Origin of the sequence: Streptomyces sp. NPDC002886, from assembly GCF_042888445.1 — a bacterium.
In the GTDB taxonomy this organism is placed as follows: domain Bacteria; phylum Actinomycetota; class Actinomycetes; order Streptomycetales; family Streptomycetaceae; genus Streptomyces.
Map to the genome: position 1 here is coordinate 285,821 of NZ_JBIAPV010000003.1, position 21,067 is coordinate 306,887.

A 21,067-nucleotide genomic window follows, 5' to 3' on the forward strand; every position below is an offset into this window, starting at 1 on the left:
CATCGCCAGGAAATCACATGGGGGATCACGAGACAGTACGGTCGTGTCACCGTTCCGTCCCAAGAGTGGTGCGGGCGCCGGGAGTCAGTCCTCCGTGCCGGGCTTGGTGCCCCAGACGTAGACGGCGTCGCCCTCGGTGAGCAGGTCCCACAGGCGCCGCGCGTCGGGGACGGTGAGGTTGACGCAGCCGGCCGAGCCGCCGTGCGCGTACAGGTTGCCGGGGCGGCCGTGCAGGGCCTGGCCCTCGTCGAAGAACTGGGCGTAGGGCATCGGGGAGTCGGGGTAGAGCGTGGACACGTGGTCCTCGCTGCGCCAGTAGACCTCGTGCCAGCCGGTGCGGGTCTCTTCCTCGTCGCGTCCGGTACGGACGGGCACGGGCGGGAAGACCACCGTGCGGCCGCGCTGCACCCACAGGATCTGGCGCTCCAGGTCCACGCAGGTCACCCGGTGGGAGCGGACCGGACAGTCGCCGGCGGCGTTGGGGTTCGCGCGGGCGGCGACCGCGACCATGGTGCGGAAGGTGACCAGCCCGGCGTAGCCGTCGGCGGGCCGGATCGCGTGGGCGCGCTGGAAGGTGCGGATCGCCTCGCAGTCCCCGGTGTCCTGTGTCCCGTCGGCCGTCCGGCGCAGGTGGCGCTCCAGCTCGCGCTGGTAGGGGCCGGTCCCGGCGGTGCACGCCGCCTCGGCGGGGGCCGACGGGGAGGGGGAGGGGGACGGGGCCGCCAAGGCCGCCGTCTGCGGCGGGGCGAGGGCGGCCGCCGCGAGGATCGCGGCCGTCGCGGCCGCCCTGCCGATCGCGCCTACCGCACACCCTGTGCTCATACGGGCCTCCTCGCGCCCGCCGGCCGGGCCGTCGGGTCCGAGCCAACCGGACCCGCCCGGCCCCGGCGCGCCGGGTGGGCCGGCAGGGTCACCGGCCCACCCGGGCGGCCTACTCGGCGGGCCGCTTCGGGCCCTTGCCCTTGTCCTTGCCGCCCTTGCCCTTGCCCTTGTCCTTGCCGCCCTTGCCGCCCTTGCCGTGCTCGTCCCGCTTGTTCTCCAGGGTGATCACCACACGGTGGTCCGGGGTGTTCTCGTCCAGGTGGAGCGGACCCGTGACCCGGTTCCGCGGCAGGACGTAGCCCTCCGGGACCGCCGTTTCGACCACGTAGTACCAGCCGTCCTCCAGGTTCGGGAACGAGCACTCCCCGGCCCCGTCGGTCGCACAGCCCTCCGTCACCTTGCGGTCGGGGTTGATGCCGCGCGTCTGGAGGCCGACGGTGCTGTTGGTCTCCTTCCACACCTCGAAGACCGCCCCGCGCAGCGGGCGCTTCGTCTTCGCGTCCTTCTTCAGGACCTCGATCAAGCCGTCGCGGTCGGGCTGCTCGGTCCGCTCGTCCGTGACACCGACGACGAGGCCGGTCGTCACGTGGCTCTCGTCGAGGTCGAAGGGCGTGACCGGGTTCGCCGGCAGGTCGTAGCCGGCCGGTGCCTGCGTCTCCCGCCAGTAGTACCGCTCGCCGACCGGGAGCTGGACCGTGCAGCTTCCCTGCGCGTCGGTGGTGCAGGACCCGGCGAGCTGCACGTCGGGGTCGGCTCCGCCGGTCTGCAGACCCGTAACGCCGTTGGCCTCGCGCCACAGCTCGAAGCGGGCGCCGGGCAGCAGCGCCCCGCCGTCCGCGTCGGACTTGCGCAGCACCACTTCGGCGCTGCCCGGGAGCTTGGTGTTGCTCATGGTGGCGCTCACGCCCGCGGCCGCGTTCTGCGCGGTCAGCGTCAGCTCCGCGACGGGGTTCGCGGCGAGCTCGTAGCCGTCCGGGGCCTTGGTCTCGCGCCAGTAGTACGTGCCGGGTGCCACGGTGTCGGAGCAGATGCCGTCCGCCGGGGTGACGCAGTCGGTGACCTTGGTGTCCCCGCCCGGGCTCGTGAACTGGGCTCCGGGGGTGCCGTTGGTCTCCCGCCACAGCTCGTACGTGGCTCCGGCCAGCGGCAGGCCGCCGGTGTCCTGCTTGAGGACCGAGACCTTGCCCGTGACCGGGACGGTGTTCCCGCAGTCGGGCAGATCCCCGTTGAACGGGTACGCGTGGAACTCCTGGCCGCCGCCCGCGGTGCTGGTGTGGACGAGCCCGCCGGTGGTGAAGAAGCGGCCGTTGGTCCCGGGCAGGGTGACGGTGGTGGTCGAGGCCTGCTCGCCGACGAGCACGCTGCCCTGGAACTGCCCGCTGCCGCCCAGCTGGACGGTGGTGGCGTCGGGGAAGTTCCACAGCAGCCGGGTGCGGTAGCCGTTCCAGGGGTCGGCGCCGGCTCCGGTGTCGTTGATGCTGCCGCCGTAGGTGTTGATCGTACGGCTGGCGCCCGTGACGTTGACCAGGACGGTGGCGGTGGCCGGGATCCGGTCGAAGCGGATGCCGATGGCTCCGTTGCCCGCGCCGACCAGGTCGAAGTCCACGTTGAAGACCTGGAGCGGGGAGGAATTGTCCCCGGTGAAGACGGTGGTGCCGTCCTGGTTGACGGCGGTGCCCGTGGCCGGGCGCGGGCTGCCGTCGACCCGGGCGTAGCACCGGCTGGCCGCGGTGAGCTGGTCGCGCAGGCCGGCGTACGGGGTGATCGCGGCCGGGTCGGCCACCAGCGGGCCGGTGACGGTGCCGGGCCCGGGGGCGGTGCCCGCGTGGCGGACGACTCCGTCGTCCGAGATCAGCCGCTGGTCGACGGCGATGTTGACGTTGCGGCCGGTGGTGAGGAAGTCGGATCCCGACGGGGGCCGCACGAGCGAACCCGCGCCGACGACGCCGATGTTGTAACCGCCGCCCGCCGCCAGGTTCTTGTTCTGGTCGAAGCTGCCGAGGACGACGACCTTGCCCTCGGCCTCGGCGGCGCGCTCACGGACGAGGAAGTCGGCGCCGACGAAGATGTTGATGCCCTCGTCGTAGCCGTTGGGGTCGGTGCCGACCTCGATCGGCGGGAAGACGGGCGGGCACCCGGCCCCCAGGCAGGGACCCAGCCCGCCCGGCAGCGGGGCCCGCAGGGCCGCGGCCTGCCGGGCCGGAGCCGGCTGCTGTCCGCCGGGGCCCGGTGCGGCCGGCGCCGCCAGGGCCGCCGGGGCACCTGCGGCCAGTACGGCACCGAGGGCGAGCCCCAGGGGCCCGAGGGTCCACTTCCTTGCTGACATGACGCTCCGTCCGTTGCCCGCCGCCGCGTGCGGGCGGGCCCGTACAGGCTGGCGGCGGGCTCCGGCGAGCCGGGCGGACCGACACTCCCCCACTACGGCATTCCGGTACGACAATCACTCGACTGGGGTGTGAGTAGAGCCTGAACTCCCTGCGCGTACCGTCCGAGTCGCCCCGGACCTCCATGTCCTTCCCGGCGACGGCGACCGGCCCCGCGCGCCGGCCTCCGCATCCGGCGGTCCCCGGGCGATGACCCGGGAAGGGTCAGCCGATCGCGGAGCCCGCGACCCAGGCGGGCCAGGACATGTTCCAGCCGCCCAGGCCGTTGTCCGGGGCGACCGTCTTGTCCTGCGAGTTCACGACCTCCACCACGTCGCCGACCAGGGTCCGGTCGAAGAACCAGCCGGCCGGGGTGTCCGAGCCGCCGCCCTTGTTGTCGCGCAGGCCGATGCAGCCGTGGCTGACGTTGGTGGCGCCGAAGGTGTCGGGGCTGGCCCAGTAGTTGCCGTGCAGGAAGGTGCCGGAGCGGGTGAGGCGGATGGCGTGCGGCACGTCGGGGATGTCGTACTCGCCGCCGAAGCCCACCGTCTGCCCGTTCATCCGGGTGACGTCGAAGAGCTCCATCACCACCATCTTCCCGTTGTAGGTCATGTTCTTCGGAGCCCCGGCGGTGATCGGGACGGTGGACAGCAGTTCGCCGTCGCGCCGGACCTCCATGGTGTGCGCGGCCGCGTCGACGGTGGAGATCTGGGAGCGGCCGACGGTGAAGCGCAGGGTCTTGTCCTGGATGCCGTAGGAGCCGGGCGCCCCCTCGACGTCCCGCAGGCCGAGCTTGACGGTGACCTCGGTGCCGGGCTTCCAGTAGGTCTTGGGCCGGAAGTCCAGGCGCTCGTCGCCGAACCAGTGGCCCACCACTTCCACGGCCGGGTCCGAGGTGATCGTGATGGCCCGCTCCACATCGGCGCGGCGTTCGATGGACCGGCTGAACCCGAAGGAGATGATCATGCCGGTGCCGACGGTCGACCGGTTCTCGGGCTTGAAGTAGCCGATGAACCGCTCCTCGGGAACGTAGGTGGTGAAGGTGGTGTGCCGGGCCTGGCGGCGGTTGTGCCCGTCGAGCGCGACCGCGTCCACGGTGTACTTGGCCGCGAGCGCGAGCCGGCCCTGCGCCGGGTCGGGGCTCCAGCTGAGCCCGTCGACGGCGATGGCGCCGGGCACCGTCTCCTCTTGGGCGTCCTCCACCTTGGTGACCACGACCCGCTCCAGGCGGCCCTCGGGCACGGTGACCCTCAGCGGGCCCTCGGCCGGCACCCCCTTCGTATTGTCCTCGGGACTGATCCTGATCGCCTCGTCCGGTGACCGGGGTTTGCCGGGCAGCTGGATCTCGATCGGGGAGCCGCCGTTCTCGGTGCATCCGGCCAGGCCTCCGAGGAGGCCCGCCCATACCGCCACGGCGGCCAAGCCCGCCCCTGCCCGCCTCGTCAGAAGAGTCACGTTCCTCCAACGACCGGCCCCCTCCGGGGGAAACGTGGGCGCGGCCCACGTTCCAGGCAGGACAGTCCGGGCAGAACAGTGGGAAGGACCAGACGGGGGCGGGCCCCGGCCGGGACGCCGGGGCCGCATCTCCCCCACCCCCGCAGGTACCGAGAGCCGTGGAGGCGGGCAGTGTCGAGCGCAGCCGAGCAAGAGGCGGTGGAAACCGTCGCGGGGACCGGACATCCGAACGGGACGGGGCATCCCGACGGGACCGGGACCGGTACTGAGCCTGGGACCGGAAACGGGAACGGGAACGGGAGCGGAAACGGCAAGGGAACGGGCAAGGGGACCGGGACCGGGACGTTAAGCGGCATGGTCAGAGCCCATGCCGCGGCCGTACGGGAGCGGACCCGACCCGGACCGCCCGTGTGGCCCGGGTCCTCGCATCCGCTGGGGGCCCGGTTCCACCAGGGGCCGGACGGGACGGCCGGGACCAACTTCGCGCTGTGGGCCCAGGGCGCGGAGGCGGTGGAGGTCTGCCTCTTCGCGGAGGACGGCTCCGAGAGCCGCTGCGCGCTGACGGAGCTGACCCACGAGATCTGGCACGGCTTCCTGCCGGGCGTGCGGCCCGGACAGCGGTACGGATTCAGGGTGCACGGGCGCTGGGACCCGTGGACGGGGGCCCGCCACAATCCGGCGAAGCTGCTCCTGGATCCGTACGCGCGGGCCGTGGACGGGGACTTCCTGCTGCCGCCGGAGGTGTACGGGCACGTCCGCGACTGGCCCCAGCAGTACATCGCGGACACCGTGCGCGACGACCGGGACTCGGCCCCGCACGTCCCGAAGGGGGTCGTGGTCCACGATGACGACGACTGGGCGGACGACGTCCGGCCGAAGACCCCGTGGGCCGATTCGGTCATCTACGAACTGCACGTGCGCGGCTTCACGATGCGCCATCCGGGCATCCCCGAGCACCTGCGCGGCACGTACGCGGGCCTCGCGCACCCGGCGGCGATCGAGCACCTGACCGGGCTCGGGGTGACGGCGGTGGAGCTGCTGCCGGTCCACCAGTTCGCGCACGAGGACCACCTGCTGCGCCGGGGCCTGCGCAACTACTGGGGCTACAACTCGGTCGGCTACTTCGCCCCGCACGCGGGGTACTCCTCCAGCGGGACGGCCGGCCAGCAGGTCGGCGAGTTCAAGCGGATGGTCAAGGCGCTGCACGCCGCCGGGATCGAGGTCATCCTCGACGTGGTCTACAACCACACGGCGGAGGCCGGCGAGCTCGGCCCTACGCTGTCGCTGCGCGGGATCGACAATCGCGCGTACTACCGGCTCCAGTCGGACCAGCGGCGGTACGCCGACTACACGGGCTGCGGCAACACCCTGCACGCCGGGCGGCCGCACGTGCTGCGCCTGATCACCGACTCCCTGCGGTACTGGGTGACGGAGATGGGGGTGGACGGCTTCCGCTTCGACCTGGCGGCGGCGCTGGCCCGTTCGATGCACGACGTGGACATGCTCTCGCCGTTCCTCGCGGTGATCGCCCAGGATCCGGTGCTGCGGCGGGTGAAGCTGATCGCCGAGCCGTGGGACGTGGGCTCGGGCGGATACCAGGTGGGGGCGTTCCCGCCGCTGTGGACGGAGTGGAACGACCGCTACCGGGACGCCGTACGGGACTTCTGGCGCGGCGCGCTGCCCGACGTACGGGACCTCGGGTACCGGTTGTCGGGGTCGAGCGACCTGTACGCGTGGGGCGGGCGGCGGCCGTACGCCTCGGTGAACTTCATCACCGCGCACGACGGTTTCACCCTGCGCGACCTGGTCTCGTACGAGTCCAAGCACAACGAGGAGAACGGCGAGGCGGGCCGCGACGGGACCAATGACAACCGGTCCTGGAACTGCGGGGTGGAGGGCGAGCCCGAGGAGGGCACGGATCCGCGGATCGCGGCCCTGCGCAGGCGCCAGCTGCGCAACCTCCTGACCACGCTGCTGCTGTCCACCGGGGTGCCGATGCTGGTGGCGGGCGACGAGTTCGGCCGGACGCAGGGCGGCAACAACAACGCGTACTGCCAGGACAACGAGACGAGCTGGGTGGACTGGTCGCTGCTGGAGGACCCGTCCTGGCAGGCGCTGCTCGCGCTGTCCCGGCGGCTGCTGGCGCTGCGCCGGGACCATCCGGTGCTGCGGCGCCGGGCGTTCTTCTCGGGGCGCTCCCAGGGGGCGGACGGGCTGCGCGACCTGGCCTGGTTCACCCCGGCGGGCGTGGAGATGACCGAGCGGGACTGGTACGCCCCGGCCGGGTCGGTGGGCCTGTACCTGTCGGGGCAGGACATCCCGGGCCGTGACGAGCGCGGGCGCCAGGTCACGGACGACAGCTTCCTGGCCCTGCTGCACGCCGGGGACCGGCCGGTGGCCTGGACACTGCCGGGTCCGCCGTGGGGCCGGGCGTACGAACTGGTCCTGGACACCTCCCGGGAGGACCAGGCGGCGGCGCCCGCCACCGTGCACCGCGGGGGCGAGAGCGTGACCGTCCCGGCCCGCGCGGTGCTGCTGCTGAAGGTGGTGGGCGGGGGCGCGTAGGCGTTCGGCGGGGGCGCGGCGGGCGTTCGGCTTTCGGCGCGCGGGCGTTCGCGGGTCCGCGCCCCGGGTGGACCCGGGGTGGACCCGGGATGACCCCGGGGTGGACCCGGGGCGGGAGCCTCCGAACGCCCTGCGATGATGTGGCCTTCGTACGGATCGCACGCACGCACGCATATACGGATGTTCGAGGGGTTGTGTCGATGGCGAGTGTCGGGACCGCGCTGCGGGAGCTGCGCGGGGCGCAGAAGTCGGCGAAGGGAGTGTCGCTCTACTCCCGGTTCGTCAACCGGCCCGTCGGGCGGTACCTGGCCGCCGGGTCGTACGCGCTCGGGCTCACCCCGAACCAGGTGACCCTGATCAGCGCCGCCCTGAGCTTCGCGGGCGCGGCCGCCGTCGCCCTGACCTCGCCCTCGTGGGGGCTGGGCGTCGGGGTGTGGGCGCTGCTCGCGGTCGGCTTCGCCTTCGACTCCGCCGACGGGCAGCTCGCGCGGCTGCGCGGGGGCGGCAGTGCGGCGGGCGAGTGGCTGGACCACGTCGTGGACTGCGCGAAGCTCACCTCGCTGCACACCTGCGTACTGATCGCCTTCTACCGCTTCCCCGAGGCCTACGGGGTCGGCGGCGGGGCGCACGGAGCCTCGGCCGGCTGGCTGCTGGTGCCGCTCGGCTTCCAGCTCGCCGCGGTCGTCACCTTCTTCGGCGGACTGCTGACCGAGAAGCTCAAGCCGAAGCCGGAGCCGGGAAGCGCGGCCGCCGCACCCTCGGCCCTGCGCGCGGTGGCGCTGCTGCCCGTGGACTACGGGGTGTTCTGCCTGGTGTTCCTGCTCCTCGGCGCGAGCGGCGTGTTCCGCTGGGCGTACGCGGGGGCCGGCGCGATCGCCGCGCTGTTCCTGGTGGCGTTCCTCGCGAAGTGGTTCCGGGAACTCAGCGCCGTACCCAGGTGATCCGGGCGGCGCCGGCCGCCGTGTCGCGGCCCGGCCCCGCCGTCGCTCCGCTCAGCCCCGCTGTTCGTTGGCGAGCGGCTGCGACAGCACGTCCAGGGCCCGGCGCAGCTGGGTGCTGGAGGTGTGGACCGTGTACGGGAAGTAGACGACCTCGACCCCGTGCACGGCGAAGTCCCTTTCCAGCTGGTCACCCTTGGGGGTGCCGCGCCAGTCGTCGCCCTTGAATATGACGTCGAAACGGACTTGTTTCCACGTTTCGACCTTGTCCGGGACGGTCTCCACAAAAGCCGCATCCACGTACTGGACGCTGCGGACGATCTCCAGCCGCTCGACGAGCGGTATCACCGGGCGGCGCCCCTTGGCGAGTTCCGCCATCTCATCGGACACGACCCCCGCCACCAGGTAGTCGCACTGACTCCGGGCATGGCGAAGGATGTTGAGGTGTCCGATGTGAAAGAGGTCGTAGGCACCCGGTGCGTAGCCGACGCGGTGAGGTCTACGCCCAGGCTCAGCAAATTCGGACAAATCCTTCTCCGTCACGTGATATCCCCCAGAAGCCGCACACCTCGGTGTGGCGGATTAGCAGACAATAGCGTGCACGTTCCCTGTGTTGCCGGTGAACGAATAGGGTGACGTGCGCATCATCCTGGTGAGAGGGGGACGTCCAGTGTCGAAATCCGGTCAGCGACGCCTACTGCTGGTTTCCACGAATTACGCCCCCGAGCACACGGGCATCGGCCCGTACGCCACCCAAATCGCGGAGCACTGGGCGGATCTCGGCCACGAGACCCACGTCCTGGCGGGCATGCCCCACTACCCGGCGTGGTCCGTCGAGCCGGAGTACAAGGGGGCGCTCCGGCGCACCGAACAGCGCGCGGGCGTGACCGTGCACCGGCGCGCGCACACGGTCCCCCCGCGCCAGACCGCCGTCCGCCGGGCCCTTTTCGAAGGATCGATTCTGCTGCACGGCTCCGTGGCCCCGCCGCGGATGGGCAAGCCCGACGCGGTCCTCGCCCAGATGCCGAGCCTGGCCGGCGGCCTGCTGGCCGCGCGCCTCGCCGCGCGCTGGAAGGTCCCCTTCGTCCCGGTCGTCCAGGACCTGATGGGGGCCGCCGCCGCGCAGAGCGGGATCAGCGGCGGGGACAAGGCCGCCAAGTACGCGGGGCGGGCCGAGGCCCACGCCCTGAAGCGGGCGGCCCTCGTCGGTGTGATCCACGAGACATTCGTCGACCGGGTCGTGGGCATGGGCGTGGACCCCCGGCGGATCCGGCTCGTGCCGAACTGGTCCCACGTGGCACTGCCCACCAAGCCGCGCGGCCGGACCCGCCACCACCTCGGATGGGCCCCCGGCCAGACGGTCGTCCTGCACTCCGGGAACATGGGGCTCAAGCAGGGCCTGGAGGTCCTCGTCGGCGCCGCCCGGCTGGACCCGAGCGTCCGGTTCGTGCTGATGGGCGACGGCAGCCAGCGCTCCGCCCTCGCCGACCTGGCGGCCGACGTCCCCAATCTCGACATCATCCCCCCTGCCGCCGACGGCGAGTTCCCGGATATCCTCGCCGCGGCGGACGTGCTCGCGGTCACGCAGCACGCCGCCGTGATGGACATGAGCGTGCCGTCCAAGCTGACCTCGTACTTCCAGGCCGGCCGTCCCGTCGTCGCCTCCGTCGCGGCGCTGGGCGGGACGGCCCAGGAAGTGGAGCGCTCGGGCGCGGGGGTGCTCGTACCGCCGGAGAACCCGGAGGCCCTGCTCAAGGCCGTACGGGCGCTGGCCGAGGACCCCGCGGGCGCGGACGCGCTGGGGGCGGCCGGACCGCGCCACGTGGCGGCGCACCTGAGCCGTGAGGCGGGCCTGGCCCGCATCGACGCACTGATGGACGAAGCACTTGGGGGAACCCGGCCGTGATCGAGACCAACCGCCCCGCAGCGGCTCCGGCCGAGGACGAACCGGACCTGCTCCGGGACCAGTTCCGCCAGCTCCTGCGCTACCGCCGGCTCATCCTGGCGGGCGTGGGAATCGGCCTGCTCGGCGGGGTCTACCTCGGCGTCTCCACGGCGGACACCTACGTGGCCACCGCCGACATCGTGCTGCGCGCGCCCACCGACGACCCCTTCAACCCGAGCCTCGCCCCCGACAAGGCGATCAACATCGGCTCGGAGCGGCAGGTCGCGCTCTCCAGCTCCATAGCCAACGAGGCCGCGAAGAAGCTCGGGGTCTCGGCCACCGACTTCTCGGCCCTGCGCGCCGGTCTGCAGGTGACCAACCCCCCTCAGACGATGGTGCTGCGCTTCACCTACACCGCCGCCTCCCCCGCCGAGGCCGCCACCCGCGCCAACGCGATGACCGAGGCCTACCTGCTCAAGCGGCAGGAGGCCCTCGACGTCACCCGCGACAAGATGGTCAAGGGCTACCAGGAGCAGCGCGATCCGGTGGCCAAGCAGCTCGAAGACCTGACCAAGCAGACCACCGGCATGCCGGCCGGTCCGGCGCGCGACGCCGCGTACGCCGCGAAGACCGACCAGCAGAGCAAGATCAACACGCTCAACGGCAACATCGCCAAGCTCAAGGCCCTGGACATGACCCCGGGCCGGGTCACCAGCACCGCCGTCCCGCCCCACGGGGCCGACGGCCCCGGACTGCCCATGTCGCTCGCGCTCGGCGCGGCCGTGGGTCTGGCCCTCGGCCTGCTCGGCGCCTGGGTGCGCCTCGTCTTCGACCCGGCTCCGCGCTCCGAGGGCGACGTCGCCCGCGCCCTGCGCGCGCCCGTCCTGGGCTCCCTGCCGCGGGGCAAGGCCGACGGCGGGCCGCTGCTCGCCGCGGGCGAGGAGGACCCCCGGCTCGCCGAGGAGTTCCGCTCGGTGGCCTTCCGGCTCGCCTACGACGCCCGCTTCGCGGACCGGCGCCGCCTCCTGGTGGTCGCCCCGCGCGGCAGCAGCGAGATCGCCGCCGCCGTGGCGGTGAACCTGGCCGCCTCCTTCGCGGAGACCGGCAAGGACGTGCTCCTCATCGAGGCCGACCTGCGCACCCCGGTGCTGGCCAGCCAGCTGCCCACCGACGCCTCCGGCCGGCCCAACTGGAGCAAGTCCAAGGGCGGCGCGGGCGCGCAGCACGCGGAGACCGAGTGGCCCGACGGCCGCCAGCTCCTGGTGGACGCCGGGGAGTCGGGCAGTTTCGACCTGATCCCGGGCGAGCGGGTGCGCAACGTGCCCCGCGCACTGACCTCGCAGAGGGCCACCCGGCTGATCTCCGAGGCCGACTCCCCCAACTCCACCGTCGTGGTGCTCGCCCCGCCCGTGCTCTCCTACGCCGACGCCCTCGCGCTCGTCGACCGCGTCGACGGGGTCCTGGTGGTCTGCAACCCCGGTGCGGTGCGCCGCACCGACCTCTCCCGCATCCGCGAGCTGATCAGCGGGGCCGGCGGCACGGTGCTCGGCGCCGTCCTGCACGCGCCGCTGCCGGGCGAGAAGAAGCGCGGCCTCGGCCGGGCCCCCAAGGGCGGCGGCCCCGCCGCCGAGCACCCGCGGCCCGCGTCCTCCCCGCCCCCGCCCTCGGCCCGCTCGCGCGAGCCGCAGCCGATCCCGTACGAGGTGGCCTCCGCCGACACCTCGCAGCACATCCCGGGCGACGGCACCGACACGGTCGCCCTGCGTACGGTCCGCACGGGCCGGCGGTGAGCCGGCGCGGCCTCGCGGCGGTCGCCTCGGTACTGGACCAGGCCGCGTCCAGCGCCACGAACATCCTGGTCCTGGTGCTGGCCGCCCGGCTCTCCTCGGCGGCCGGCTTCGCCGACTTCTCGATGGTCTACGTGACCTTCACCGTGCTGCTCGGCCTGAACATGGCCTACGTCGGCCAGACCCTGGTGCTGGAGAAGGATCCGGACCGCCTCGCCGCGGCCTGCCGCTCGGGCCTCGCCTTCACCGGCGCCGCCTCGGCGGCGGTGGGAGCCGTACTGGCCCTCCTGGGACTGCTGCTGCCCGGCACGACGGGGTGGGCGTTCCTCGCGCTGGGACTCGTACTGCCCCTGGTGCTGCTGCAGGACGGGCTGCGCTACTGCTTCTCCGCCCTGCGGGCTCCCGAACGGGCCCTGGCCGCCGACGCGCTGCGCCTCGCCTGCGTGGTGAGCGCGCTGCTGCTCCAGCCCGAGGGGGCCTCGGCCGGGCGGCTGGTGCTGGTGTGGGGGGTCTCGGCGCTGCCCGCGCTGGCGCTCGGCCTGTGGCTGCTGCGGCCCTCGGTGCGGGGCGCGGCCGGCGCCACCGACCTGAGGCCGTACCTGCGGCGCGGGTACCTGGGGCAGCGGTTCGTGGTCGAGTTCGCCGTGGGCAACGGCTCCAGCCAGCTCGCGGTCCTCGGACTCGGCGTCTTCGCGACCCCGCTGGCCGTGGGCGCGCTGCGCGGGGCCACCACCCTCTTCGGGCCGCTGAACGTGCTGTTCAACTCCGCGAACTCCTTCGGCCCGCCCGTCGTCGGCCGGGCCTCCGGGAAGCGGGGCGTGGTGCGGCTGACCGCCCTGATGGGCGGCGCGCTCGCGGTGACCGGCGCCGCGTGGGGGGCCGTGCTGTACGCGCTGCCGGAGCGGGCCGGCCGCGCACTGCTCGGCGACACCTGGCAGGCGGCGGCCGCGCTGCTGCCCGCGACCGGCGCCCAGTACGCCGTCATGGGGCTCGGCACCTGCGCGCTGCTGACCCTGCGGGTGCTGAACCCGAAGGCCACCCTCTCGCTCCAGGTGGTCTTCTCGCTGCTGTCGGTCGGGCTGCTGCTGGGCGGGTACGCCGTCTGGGGCGTGGCCGGGGCCGCGTGGGGCCTCGCCCTCGGCTCCGCCTCGAAGGCCGCGGCCGGCTGGCTGCGCGTGGCCCGGCTGCCGGCCCCCGAAGCCGCGGCGGCCACCACCGCCGACGGGGTCCGGGCGGCCTGAGGCCGGACTCCCGGTCAGGCATGGGCGTCCCGGTCAGGCCTCGGTGGCCGGGTCCAGCCTGGGTGTCCCGGTCAGGCCTGAGTGTCCCGGTCAGGCCTCGGTGTCCCGGTCAGGCCGGCGTGTCGCCGAAGCCCGCTTCGATCAGGGCGAACAGGTCCCGCATCGCCTGCCGCTGGTCCTCCTGGCCGCGGATCAGGCTCGCGGTGTCCATCACGAACCGGGCCAGCGCCGCGGACCTGAGGTCGCCCTCAGGGGCTCCGGCCTCGGCCGCGATGGCGGCGGCGAGCGCGAACTCGTGGCGCCGCCACATCCGGTCCCAGTACTCCACCAGTTCCGGCGTCTCCCGGACCAGGGTGAGGTGGGCGATCACCGCCGGATCGTCGATCCGGCGGGTCGCCCGGGTCTCCACGAAGTGCTCGCGCAGGGAGTGCAGGACCGACTGCCCGGGCGCGCGGTCCCGTACCGCCGAGACGAGCGCGGCCTCGATGTCCTCGTCCTCGTCGAAGACCAGGGCTTCCTTGCTCGGGAAGTGCTTGAACAGCGTGGTCACCGAGACGTCGGCCTCCTCGGCCACGTCACGGACGCCGACCTTGTCGTACCCGCGCTCCAGGAACAGGCGCAGCGCGGCATCGGCGAGGGCCTTGCGGGTCTGGGCCTTCTTGCGCTCGCGGCGCCCCACTGTCTCGGTCATGGGACCACTGTACCGACGGCACGTATCCGGTGCACAAGTTGACCGACTGCACTTGTGGAGCAGTTACGGAAGCTCCCTGGTCAGCGCAGGGAGGTGGCCCGGTCCTGCCGGTACGTGGCCACGAGCGCCAGGCACATCCCCGCGATGGCGATCCGGCCCGAGGCCTGGAGGAGCGGCCCGCGCAGCAGGATGAAGGAGTACCCCGCGACCAGCGGGACCACCGTCGAGATCAGACTGCCCGGCGGCGAGCTGCGCCGGGCCCGCTTCGCGTAGCGCCGGTCGACGCGGGCGGAGGCGTACCCCATCCCCAGGAGCCCCGCCCCCATGCCCAGCGGCCCGAAGTCGATCCACAGCTCGGCCCAGATCGGCGAGGACAGGTTGGTGTTGACCGTGCCCATCCACTGGCCGACCATCACGCCGGTGTCGCGCGGCTTGCCCGACCACACCGAGCGCGGCACCGCGAAGAAGACCGACCCCGCGAGCTGGCGCCCGTAGGAGTGCCCGGGACCGGACTCCGAGAAGGTGATGGTGTTGGCGAACATGCCGATCTGGTCGTAGTCCTTGAGCGCCATCGGCTCCAGGAACGAGGTCGTCTCGACCGGCTTGTAGTTCTTCTCGTCGTAGCGGAAGCGGTCCGCGAACGGGAAGATCAGGAGGGCGACCACCACGGCCATGGACAGCGCCACCCGGTACATCGCGGCGCTCACCGGGAAGACGGTGAAGAGCATCGCGAACATGACCGTCAGGAACCAGTAGCGCGGGTTCGAGATCGGATTGTTGACGATCAGGTTGAGGACCATGAGCGCCGACCAGGTGACGATGATCGACATCTTGCGGCGGGCGAACTTCGAGGTGATCAGCCAGCGCGTGTACAGCAGCAGCGCCAGCAGGGCGGGGACCGTGCCGAAGCCGCGCAGCAGCGCCTGCCCCGCCTGGCCGTCCTGGGAGACGCCCGCCTCCTCGATGCCCGCGATGATCTCCTGGCGGCTGGAGAAGAACACCGCCGGGCCGCCCAGCTTCACGATCAGGGCCGCGCTGCCCAGGAACGCCACGGCCGTGAGCAGGTACAGGCGCCGCCGGTGCGCCATGACCGGGCGCGGCTCCTTCAGCGAGCCTCCCGCGCGGCCCGCCGGCCGGTGCCGGGCCAGCAGCACGCCCACGTCGAAGGCGGCGCAGCCCAGCAGGACCAGGCCGATGGCGGCGGTGAGGTCGGAGCGCGGGCCGACGACGGGGGTCGGGACCTGGCCGAGGACGGCCTGGGCGAGGGGGGCCACGCCCATGGCCATGTAGACGAAGAGCCAGAAGGAGCCCTGGAGGAGCTTGCGGCGGCTGGTCAGGACCATCGCCGAGAGCCGGGCGCCCGCGTACATCGTGAGCAGGAGCTGGAGCCAGAAGGCCGCGTCGTGCTGGCCGGCACCCTTCTGCACCGCGACGAACAGCGGCAGGAAGACGGTGAACCCGAGGGCCAGCGGGACGGAGAGCGCCCGCGAGAGCAGGGTCCGCGGGGTGGTGACCCTGCCCCAGGCCTTCTCGTCACCCGGGCGCGGAGGTACCGGCCGGGCGACGGTCCCACGTATGTCGGTCGCCACGCTTGCCCCCACCCCCTGTGCCTGATCCGGCCGCAGTCTAGTCTGACGCGGTCGGCGTCCGGGGAGGCGCCTCGGGAGGCGCCGTCGGGGGCCGGACTGTGAGGGGGTGCCCGTGCGTGATCTTCCTGCCTTCACGCTCGCCGGATACGACAAGGGGCGCGGGCGGCTGACGCAGGCGCTCTGGTTCGCCGTGATGAACACGCTCTTCATGAGCTGGCTGTGCCCCGCCCGGCTGCGGGTCGCGCTGCTGCGCGCCTTCGGGGCGCGGATCGGCGAAGGGGTGCTGATCCGCCACAAGGTGCGGGTGCTGTGGCCCTGGAAGCTGACCGTGGGCGACCACGCGTGGATCGGCGAGGGCGCCTGGATACTCAACCTGGAGCCGGTGACGATCGGCGCGCACGCCTGCCTCTCGCAGGAAGCGCTGCTGTGCACCGGCTCGCACGACCACCGGGCCGCCGACTTCCGCTACCGCAACGCGCCGATCACCATCGGGGAGGGCGCGTGGGTGGCCGTACGGGCCACCGTGCTGGCCGGCGTGACCATCGGCCGCTGCGCGGTCGCGGGCGCCGGATCCGTGGTCCACAAGGACCTCCCCGCACTGACCCTGCAGACCCAGGACGGGCACCGCCGCCCCGTCGAGGAACCGAAGTGAGTGCCGCCTTGAGAGTTCTGCACGCCGTCACCCTGCACTCCCCCACACACGCCTTCGGCGGGCCGGTACGGGTCGCGCTGAACCTGGCCAAGGGGCTGCGGGCCCGCGGGCACGAGGCGAACCTGCTGGCGCTGGGCGAGGGGTTCCCGGAGCCCTGGCCGACCTCGGTGGAAGGGGTCCCAGCGAAGCTCTTCCCCGCCCGGCGCCTGCTGCCCCTCGGCTTCAGCGGGATGACCTCGCCGGCGCTGCTCGCCTCCGCGGGCCGCCTGGTGCGGGGCGCGGACGTGGTGCACGTGCACCTGGCGCGGGACCTGGTCACCCTGCCCGTCGCCCTGGCGGCGCTGCGGGCCGGCAAACCGCTCGTCCTGCAGACCCACGGCATGGTCGACCCGAGCGGGAAGCTGCTGGCCAAGGTGCTGGACGCGCTGGCGGTACGCCGCCTCCTGCGCGGCGCCGACGCGCTGCTGTACCTCACCCCGCACGAGCGCGAGGGCCTCGACGCGGTGGTCGGGGCGCCGCTCCCGAACACCGTCCGGCTCGTCAACGGCACCCCGGCCCAGGAGGAGCGCCCCGCCCTGTCCGGGCCCCCGCGGATCCTCTACTCGGCCCGCCTGCAGGCCCGTAAGCGCCCGGTGGACTTCGTGGACGCCGCCCCGGCGGTCCTGGCGGCGCACCCGGACGCGGAGTTCGTGGTGGCCGGCCCCGACGAGGGCGAGCTCGCGGCGGTCCGCGCCCGGATCACGGCGCTGGGCCTCTCGGCCCGCTTCTCCGTGCCGGGCGCCCTGTCCGGCGCGGAGGTCCTGACGGAGCTGCGCCGCGCCCACGTCTACGTACTGCCCTCCGTGGACGAGCCGTTCCCGATGTCGGTCCTGGAGGCCCTGTCGGTGGGCGTCCCGTCGGTGGTGACCCACTCCAACGGCCTGGCCCGCGACATCGCCCGCGCGGGCGCCGGCCGCGCGGTCGACCCGGGCCCGGCCGGCGTCGCGGAAGCGGTCCTGTCCCTCCTGGACCCGGCCGAGAACACCACGGCCTCGAAGGCCGCCCGCGCACTGGCCTCGTCCGCCTTCTCGATGGACGCGGTCCTGGACACCCTGCTGCCGGTGTACGAGCGCATCTCCCGCTGAGGAGCCCGGCCCTCGGTCGGTCCTGTCTCAGAGTCCGCGGCGGGTTTCGTCGACCACCGGGAGGGCGCCGACGCGGCGGCGCTTGGCCACGCTCGCGTAGACCGCGAGGCCGATGCCGCCCGCGACCATCATGATGACTCCGACCAGGTCGAGGTTGACGCTCCGCAGCTGCCAGTCGCTCGCGAAGGTGAGGATGGCCCCCACCACGATCAGTCCTATGCAACCGCTGATGCCCCTCATGGGATTCGCCTCCAGCATTGGGGACGGGGTCCAGCCCCGCCCTGTTGAGGCGCGGATGCCCCCGATGCGGACACGAAAACGCCCCTGCCGCCCGGGAGTTCGGGCGGCAGGGGCGTTGGCGTGTGATGCGGGCTACGCCGGGATCCAGGCGTAGCAGCCGTTCGAGACGAACTGGGACGTGCCCGCCGGGATCTTGGCGGTGATCTTCTCGCCCGGCTTCGGCGGGGTCTGCGGGCCCGAGGCGAGGGCGGCGCCGTCCTTGCCCTTGGCCTCCCAGACGCACGTGGTGCTCTGGGTCAGCGCACGGTAGGTGCCCGCCGCCGGGGACTGCTTCGTACCGTCGGGGTAGCCCTTCGCGGCCACGGCGAGGAGCGGCTTCTGCTCGGGGCAGAGGTAGGTGATCGCGTCCTTCGCGCCCGGGATCTCCCCGGCCACGAGGGCGCCGACCGCCGCGTCCTTGTCCCGCTTCGCCGTGCGCTCCACCCGCTGGCAGGCCTCCTGGCCGCTCTGCAGGACCGCCGCGGGGTCGGTCTTCTCCGGGACCCGGCCGCTCAGGTACTGCTTCTGCGGAGCGGTGAAGCTGCCCGTCTTCGGGACGAGCTTCGTGTCCGGCAGGACGGGACCCGTCGGCTTCGCGTCCGCCGGGGGCTGCGACGGGGCGACCGAGGCGTCGGCCGGGTCGGGCGCCGAGGAGGCGGCCGGCGGCTTGGGCGAGGCGGCCGAGGCTTCGGCCTTGCCGTCGCCGCCCGAACTGCAGGCCGTCAGCGTCAGGGCGGCGGCCAGCAGGACGGCGGCCGCTGCGGAGCGTCGGTACATGAGGTGGCTCCCGTACGTATGAGATGGGTGTGCGGGGCCCGGCCGTCGAAACGGCCGGGCCCCGCACTCCGTCAAGCGGTTACTTCGCGCCGAAGGTGAGGGTCAGCTGCGGCTTGGCGTCCACGGCCGTGGACTCCGAGGACCAGATCCACAGCGGGTCGGTACCCGTGCTCGTCAGGCCCAGGCTGTAGCTGCTGCCCAGCACCGCGGAGAGCGCCGCGGTGTCCAGCGGCGTGCTCTGGACCGCCGACCCGTCCGGCAGGCCCGCGAAGGAGCCGATCGGGGTGGTGCCCAGGGTGGGCTTGCTCTTGAAGGTCGTTCCCGCACCGCTCCAGGTACCGGTGACCGGGACCACGGAGACGGTGTCGACGGTCCCGGCGGTCGCCGAGGTCGTGGTCTTGACCTGGAGGGACGCGGACTTCAGCACCGTGCCGGCCGGAGCGGCCGGGATGTCGAAGCGCAGGTACGTCTCGTAGGCCTGGGTCCCGCGGACGGCCAGCGAGGTGGACGTGCCGTAGGCGGTGCCGGGTGCGCCCTGGTTGATGTAGGTGTCCTCGGTCGCGGTGACCTTGGAGACCGTGTCGGTGGCGGACTTCGCCAGGGTGTAGTGGTTCTTGATCTGGGCCTCGGTCAGCACCTTCGGGTAGACGGCCGTCTCGTCGATCTGGCCGGCGAAGAAGTTGCTGGTCGGGCGGGAGGACCAGCCGGCGAGGTTGTCGCCGCCGACGTGCCAGTAGCCCTCGATCGCCTGGGAGCCGGTGGTGCTGGAGCTGTCCTTGGCCTTGCCGTCCACGTACAGCGCCATGCCGGAGGGGCCCTGGGTGGCGACGACGTGGTGCCACTTGTTGTCGTTGAACGTGTCGAACAGGCCGGTGGAGATCGTCTTCGTCGAGCCCGGGTTGACCCCGAAGAAGATCCGTCCGGTGTTGGTCATGTAGATGTTCTTGTCGTACTGGTTGCTGTTGCGGTCCAGGTTGTTGCCGAAACCGATCAGCTTGCCGCCGCGCGTGGTGTTCGTCTTGAACCAGGTCTCCAGCGTGTAGCTGCTGCCGACCGTCTGGCGGTGGTCGCTGTACACCTGCTGGCTGGTGCCGTTGAAGCCCATGGCCGTGCTGGCTCCGGTGACCGCGCCCGGGGTCTGGCGCAGCGCCGGGGCGTTGAGCTGGATGCCGCTGGTGTTGCCCGAGACCGAGGAGTCGGCCACGTACGGGCTGACGACGTCGTCGTAGCGCCAGTACAGGTTGGCGCCGTCCTCGCGGACCTGGTTCGGGTACGCGCTGACCGCGGTCGGGACCGAGACCGAGGTGGTGGCCGACAGGGCGCTGGTGTTGCCCGCCGCGTCGGTGGCGGTGACCCGGTAGCTGTAGGACGCGCCGGCCTTGACCGTGGTGTCCGTCCAGGAGGCCTGCTGGCGCAGCCACTCCAGGGAGCTCGCGCTGACGGTGGCGATCGGGGTCGCGGAGCCGTTGCGGTAGATGCGGTAGGTCAGCTTGCTGTCGTCCGCGTCGTAGCTGGCGCGCCAGCGGACCTGGACCTCGCCGGGCTTGACGCTGGAGACGCTGGAGACCGGGGTGGTCGGGGCGCCGACGTCGCCGGTGGAGGCGAAGCGGGTCAGGGCCTGCTGGGCCTTGCCGTTGATGAGGGTGAACTCACCGCCGACCCACATGTACTTGGTGGAGTCCTTCTCCGCGATGGCCATCACGCGCGGGCCGATGCCCTCGCCGAGGCCGTCGTTGGCGGTGGGGTGCCAGCCGAGCTTCGCCGGGCTGCGCACGAAGCCGTTCACGGCGGAGGGGGCGTCGAGGCCGCCGTTGCCCCAGTCGGTCAGCTGCGCCAGCAGGAAGTGGCGCTTGCCGTCGGGGTACTGGCCCTCGGAGCTGCAGTTGTGCGCGTGCGAGGAGCTGTAGAGCACTCCGTCGTACGGCAGCACGGCCTGGGTGGCACCCAGGCACTGGTCGCGCCACTTCTCGCTGTAGTCGGTGGCGAGGGCGACGCGGCCGTCGAAGCCGCCCGTGCCCTCGGCGCCGGTGTAGTAGCCCGTGGAGTCGGCCGTGATGGACTTGATGACCGACGTCGAGGGGATGGTGCCGTACGTCTTGGTGACGGCCCCGGTGGTGGCGTTGACGACGGCCAGCGCGTGGCTCTGGGAGCCGTTGACCGTGAAGAAGTCGCCGCCGAGCAGGATGTTCTTGCCGTCGTTGCTGAGCTGGAGCGCACGGCCCGGCTCGTCGACGTTGGCGGTGAACGGCTTGAGCGCACCGGAGGTGGCGTCGACCGCGGCGAACCGCTCACGGTTCGAACCCTCGACGGTGGTGAAGTCTCCCGCCGCGTACAGGGTGCTGTCGGTGACGGCGAGCGCCCGCACGGTGGCCGGGAACTTCGGGTCGAACGAGGCCTTGGGGGTGCAGGTCGCGATGTCGATGGCGGCGACGCTGGAGACCGGGGTTCCGTTGACGGCACCGAAGTAGCCGCCCGCGTAGAGGGTCTTCTTGTCCTTCGAGACGGTGAGGGCGCGCACGGTCGCGCTGCCGTCGCCGCCGGTGAAGGAGAGCTTGCAGGAGGTGGGGGCGCCGGTCGCCGCGTCGAGCGCGACGAAGTTCACGGCTTCCTGCTCCGCGCCGGCCCCGCCGGTGGGCGGGCGGACGGCCGAGAAGGTACCGCCGGCGAAGACGGTGCCGTTGGCCTCGGCCATCGCCCAGACGATCCCGTTGGGCTGCCACGTCGGCAGGTTGTCGGCGGTGAAGGCCACCGGCTGCGTGATGGCCGACGCCTCGGGTATCAGCACCAGACCTATCGCGGTGCCGGCCCCGGCCAGTGACAGGGCGAGGGCAGCAGTCAGCCCTCTGGATCTACGCATGAGCCCCCCAGGGCAATTGCCCGGCTTGAATGGCTGGTTCGG

Annotated in this window: 16 protein-coding genes; 7 read left to right on the forward strand and 9 right to left on the reverse strand. The window is 72.7% G+C overall.

Annotation, left to right across the window (positions count from 1 at the left end):
* Nucleotides 1-84: 84 nt before the first annotated feature.
* The 3 genes from ACFYYB_RS13545 to ACFYYB_RS13555 all read right to left on the reverse strand — a co-directional run bounded on the left by ACFYYB_RS13545 (nucleotide 85) and on the right by ACFYYB_RS13555 (nucleotide 4,607).
* Nucleotides 85-822, reverse strand: a complete 738-nt coding sequence (locus ACFYYB_RS13545; protein ID WP_389435328.1) for a L,D-transpeptidase family protein — start codon at nucleotides 820-822, stop codon at nucleotides 85-87.
* A 109-nt stretch (nucleotides 823-931) separates the two neighbouring features.
* Nucleotides 932-3,148: a choice-of-anchor A family protein gene (locus tag ACFYYB_RS13550; protein WP_389435330.1), complete on the reverse strand. Its 2,217-nt coding sequence runs from the start codon at nucleotides 3,146-3,148 to the stop codon at nucleotides 932-934.
* Between the two features lie 262 nt (nucleotides 3,149-3,410).
* Nucleotides 3,411-4,607, reverse strand: coding sequence for an Ig-like domain-containing protein (locus ACFYYB_RS13555; protein WP_389435331.1), 1,197 nt, complete (start codon nucleotides 4,605-4,607; stop codon nucleotides 3,411-3,413).
* Between the two features lie 387 nt (nucleotides 4,608-4,994).
* Between ACFYYB_RS13555 and glgX the strand changes: the two genes are divergently transcribed.
* Nucleotides 4,995-7,205 (forward strand): glycogen debranching protein GlgX, encoded by a 2,211-nt coding sequence (glgX, locus tag ACFYYB_RS13560; RefSeq protein WP_389435333.1) that lies wholly within the window; start codon nucleotides 4,995-4,997, stop codon nucleotides 7,203-7,205.
* A 200-nt stretch (nucleotides 7,206-7,405) separates the two neighbouring features.
* Nucleotides 7,406-8,146, forward strand: a complete 741-nt coding sequence (locus ACFYYB_RS13565; RefSeq protein WP_389435335.1) for a CDP-alcohol phosphatidyltransferase family protein — start codon at nucleotides 7,406-7,408, stop codon at nucleotides 8,144-8,146.
* Between the two features lie 51 nt (nucleotides 8,147-8,197).
* Here the strand turns inward: ACFYYB_RS13565 and ACFYYB_RS13570 are convergent, their stop codons facing one another.
* On the reverse strand, nucleotides 8,198-8,671 hold the full coding sequence (locus tag ACFYYB_RS13570) for an adenylyltransferase/cytidyltransferase family protein (RefSeq protein WP_327304452.1): 474 nt from the start codon (nucleotides 8,669-8,671) through the stop codon (nucleotides 8,198-8,200).
* A 172-nt stretch (nucleotides 8,672-8,843) separates the two neighbouring features.
* On the opposite strand from ACFYYB_RS13570, the gene ACFYYB_RS13575 reads away from it, so the two are divergent.
* The 3 genes from ACFYYB_RS13575 to ACFYYB_RS13585 are packed head-to-tail and all read left to right on the forward strand — an operon-like array spanning nucleotide 8,844 to nucleotide 13,056.
* Nucleotides 8,844-10,049 (forward strand): glycosyltransferase family 4 protein, encoded by a 1,206-nt coding sequence (locus tag ACFYYB_RS13575; RefSeq protein WP_389436188.1) that lies wholly within the window; start codon nucleotides 8,844-8,846, stop codon nucleotides 10,047-10,049.
* The gene (locus ACFYYB_RS13580; RefSeq protein WP_389435337.1) at nucleotides 10,046-11,818 is read left to right on the forward strand and encodes a lipopolysaccharide biosynthesis protein; all 1,773 of its coding nucleotides are present in this window, start codon (nucleotides 10,046-10,048) and stop codon (nucleotides 11,816-11,818) included. Before ACFYYB_RS13575 ends, ACFYYB_RS13580 begins: the two co-directional genes overlap by 4 nt.
* Nucleotides 11,815-13,056 (forward strand): hypothetical protein, encoded by a 1,242-nt coding sequence (locus tag ACFYYB_RS13585; RefSeq protein WP_389435338.1) that lies wholly within the window; start codon nucleotides 11,815-11,817, stop codon nucleotides 13,054-13,056. Before ACFYYB_RS13580 ends, ACFYYB_RS13585 begins: the two co-directional genes overlap by 4 nt.
* A 109-nt stretch (nucleotides 13,057-13,165) precedes the next feature.
* Here ACFYYB_RS13585 and ACFYYB_RS13590 read toward each other — a convergent pair whose 3' ends face one another.
* Complete coding sequence (locus ACFYYB_RS13590) at nucleotides 13,166-13,747, reverse strand: TetR/AcrR family transcriptional regulator (protein WP_389435339.1); 582 nt, start codon at nucleotides 13,745-13,747, stop codon at nucleotides 13,166-13,168.
* A gap of 80 nt (nucleotides 13,748-13,827) precedes the next feature.
* Nucleotides 13,828-15,336, reverse strand: a complete 1,509-nt coding sequence (locus ACFYYB_RS13595; protein WP_389435341.1) for a hypothetical protein — start codon at nucleotides 15,334-15,336, stop codon at nucleotides 13,828-13,830.
* Nucleotides 15,337-15,448: 112 nt separating this feature from the next.
* Here ACFYYB_RS13595 and ACFYYB_RS13600 point away from each other — a divergent pair, with 112 nt between their 5' ends.
* Together ACFYYB_RS13600 and ACFYYB_RS13605 are read left to right on the forward strand one after the other, a co-directional pair.
* Entirely contained in the window at nucleotides 15,449-15,988 is a 540-nt protein-coding gene (locus tag ACFYYB_RS13600) for a WcaF family extracellular polysaccharide biosynthesis acetyltransferase (RefSeq protein ID WP_389435342.1), read from the forward strand.
* A gap of 8 nt (nucleotides 15,989-15,996) precedes the next feature.
* Nucleotides 15,997-17,112, forward strand: coding sequence for a glycosyltransferase (locus ACFYYB_RS13605; protein WP_389436189.1), 1,116 nt, complete (start codon nucleotides 15,997-15,999; stop codon nucleotides 17,110-17,112).
* A 27-nt stretch (nucleotides 17,113-17,139) separates the two neighbouring features.
* Here the strand turns inward: ACFYYB_RS13605 and ACFYYB_RS13610 are convergent, their stop codons facing one another.
* From ACFYYB_RS13610 to ACFYYB_RS13620, 3 genes are all read right to left on the reverse strand, one after another.
* Nucleotides 17,140-17,352, reverse strand: a complete 213-nt coding sequence (locus ACFYYB_RS13610) for a hypothetical protein (protein ID WP_327304457.1) — start codon at nucleotides 17,350-17,352, stop codon at nucleotides 17,140-17,142.
* A 132-nt stretch (nucleotides 17,353-17,484) separates the two neighbouring features.
* Nucleotides 17,485-18,168 (reverse strand): hypothetical protein, encoded by a 684-nt coding sequence (locus ACFYYB_RS13615; protein ID WP_389435344.1) that lies wholly within the window; start codon nucleotides 18,166-18,168, stop codon nucleotides 17,485-17,487.
* Between the two features lie 79 nt (nucleotides 18,169-18,247).
* Nucleotides 18,248-21,025, reverse strand: coding sequence for a LamG-like jellyroll fold domain-containing protein (locus ACFYYB_RS13620; RefSeq protein WP_389435346.1), 2,778 nt, complete (start codon nucleotides 21,023-21,025; stop codon nucleotides 18,248-18,250).
* Nucleotides 21,026-21,067 lie beyond the last annotated feature (42 nt).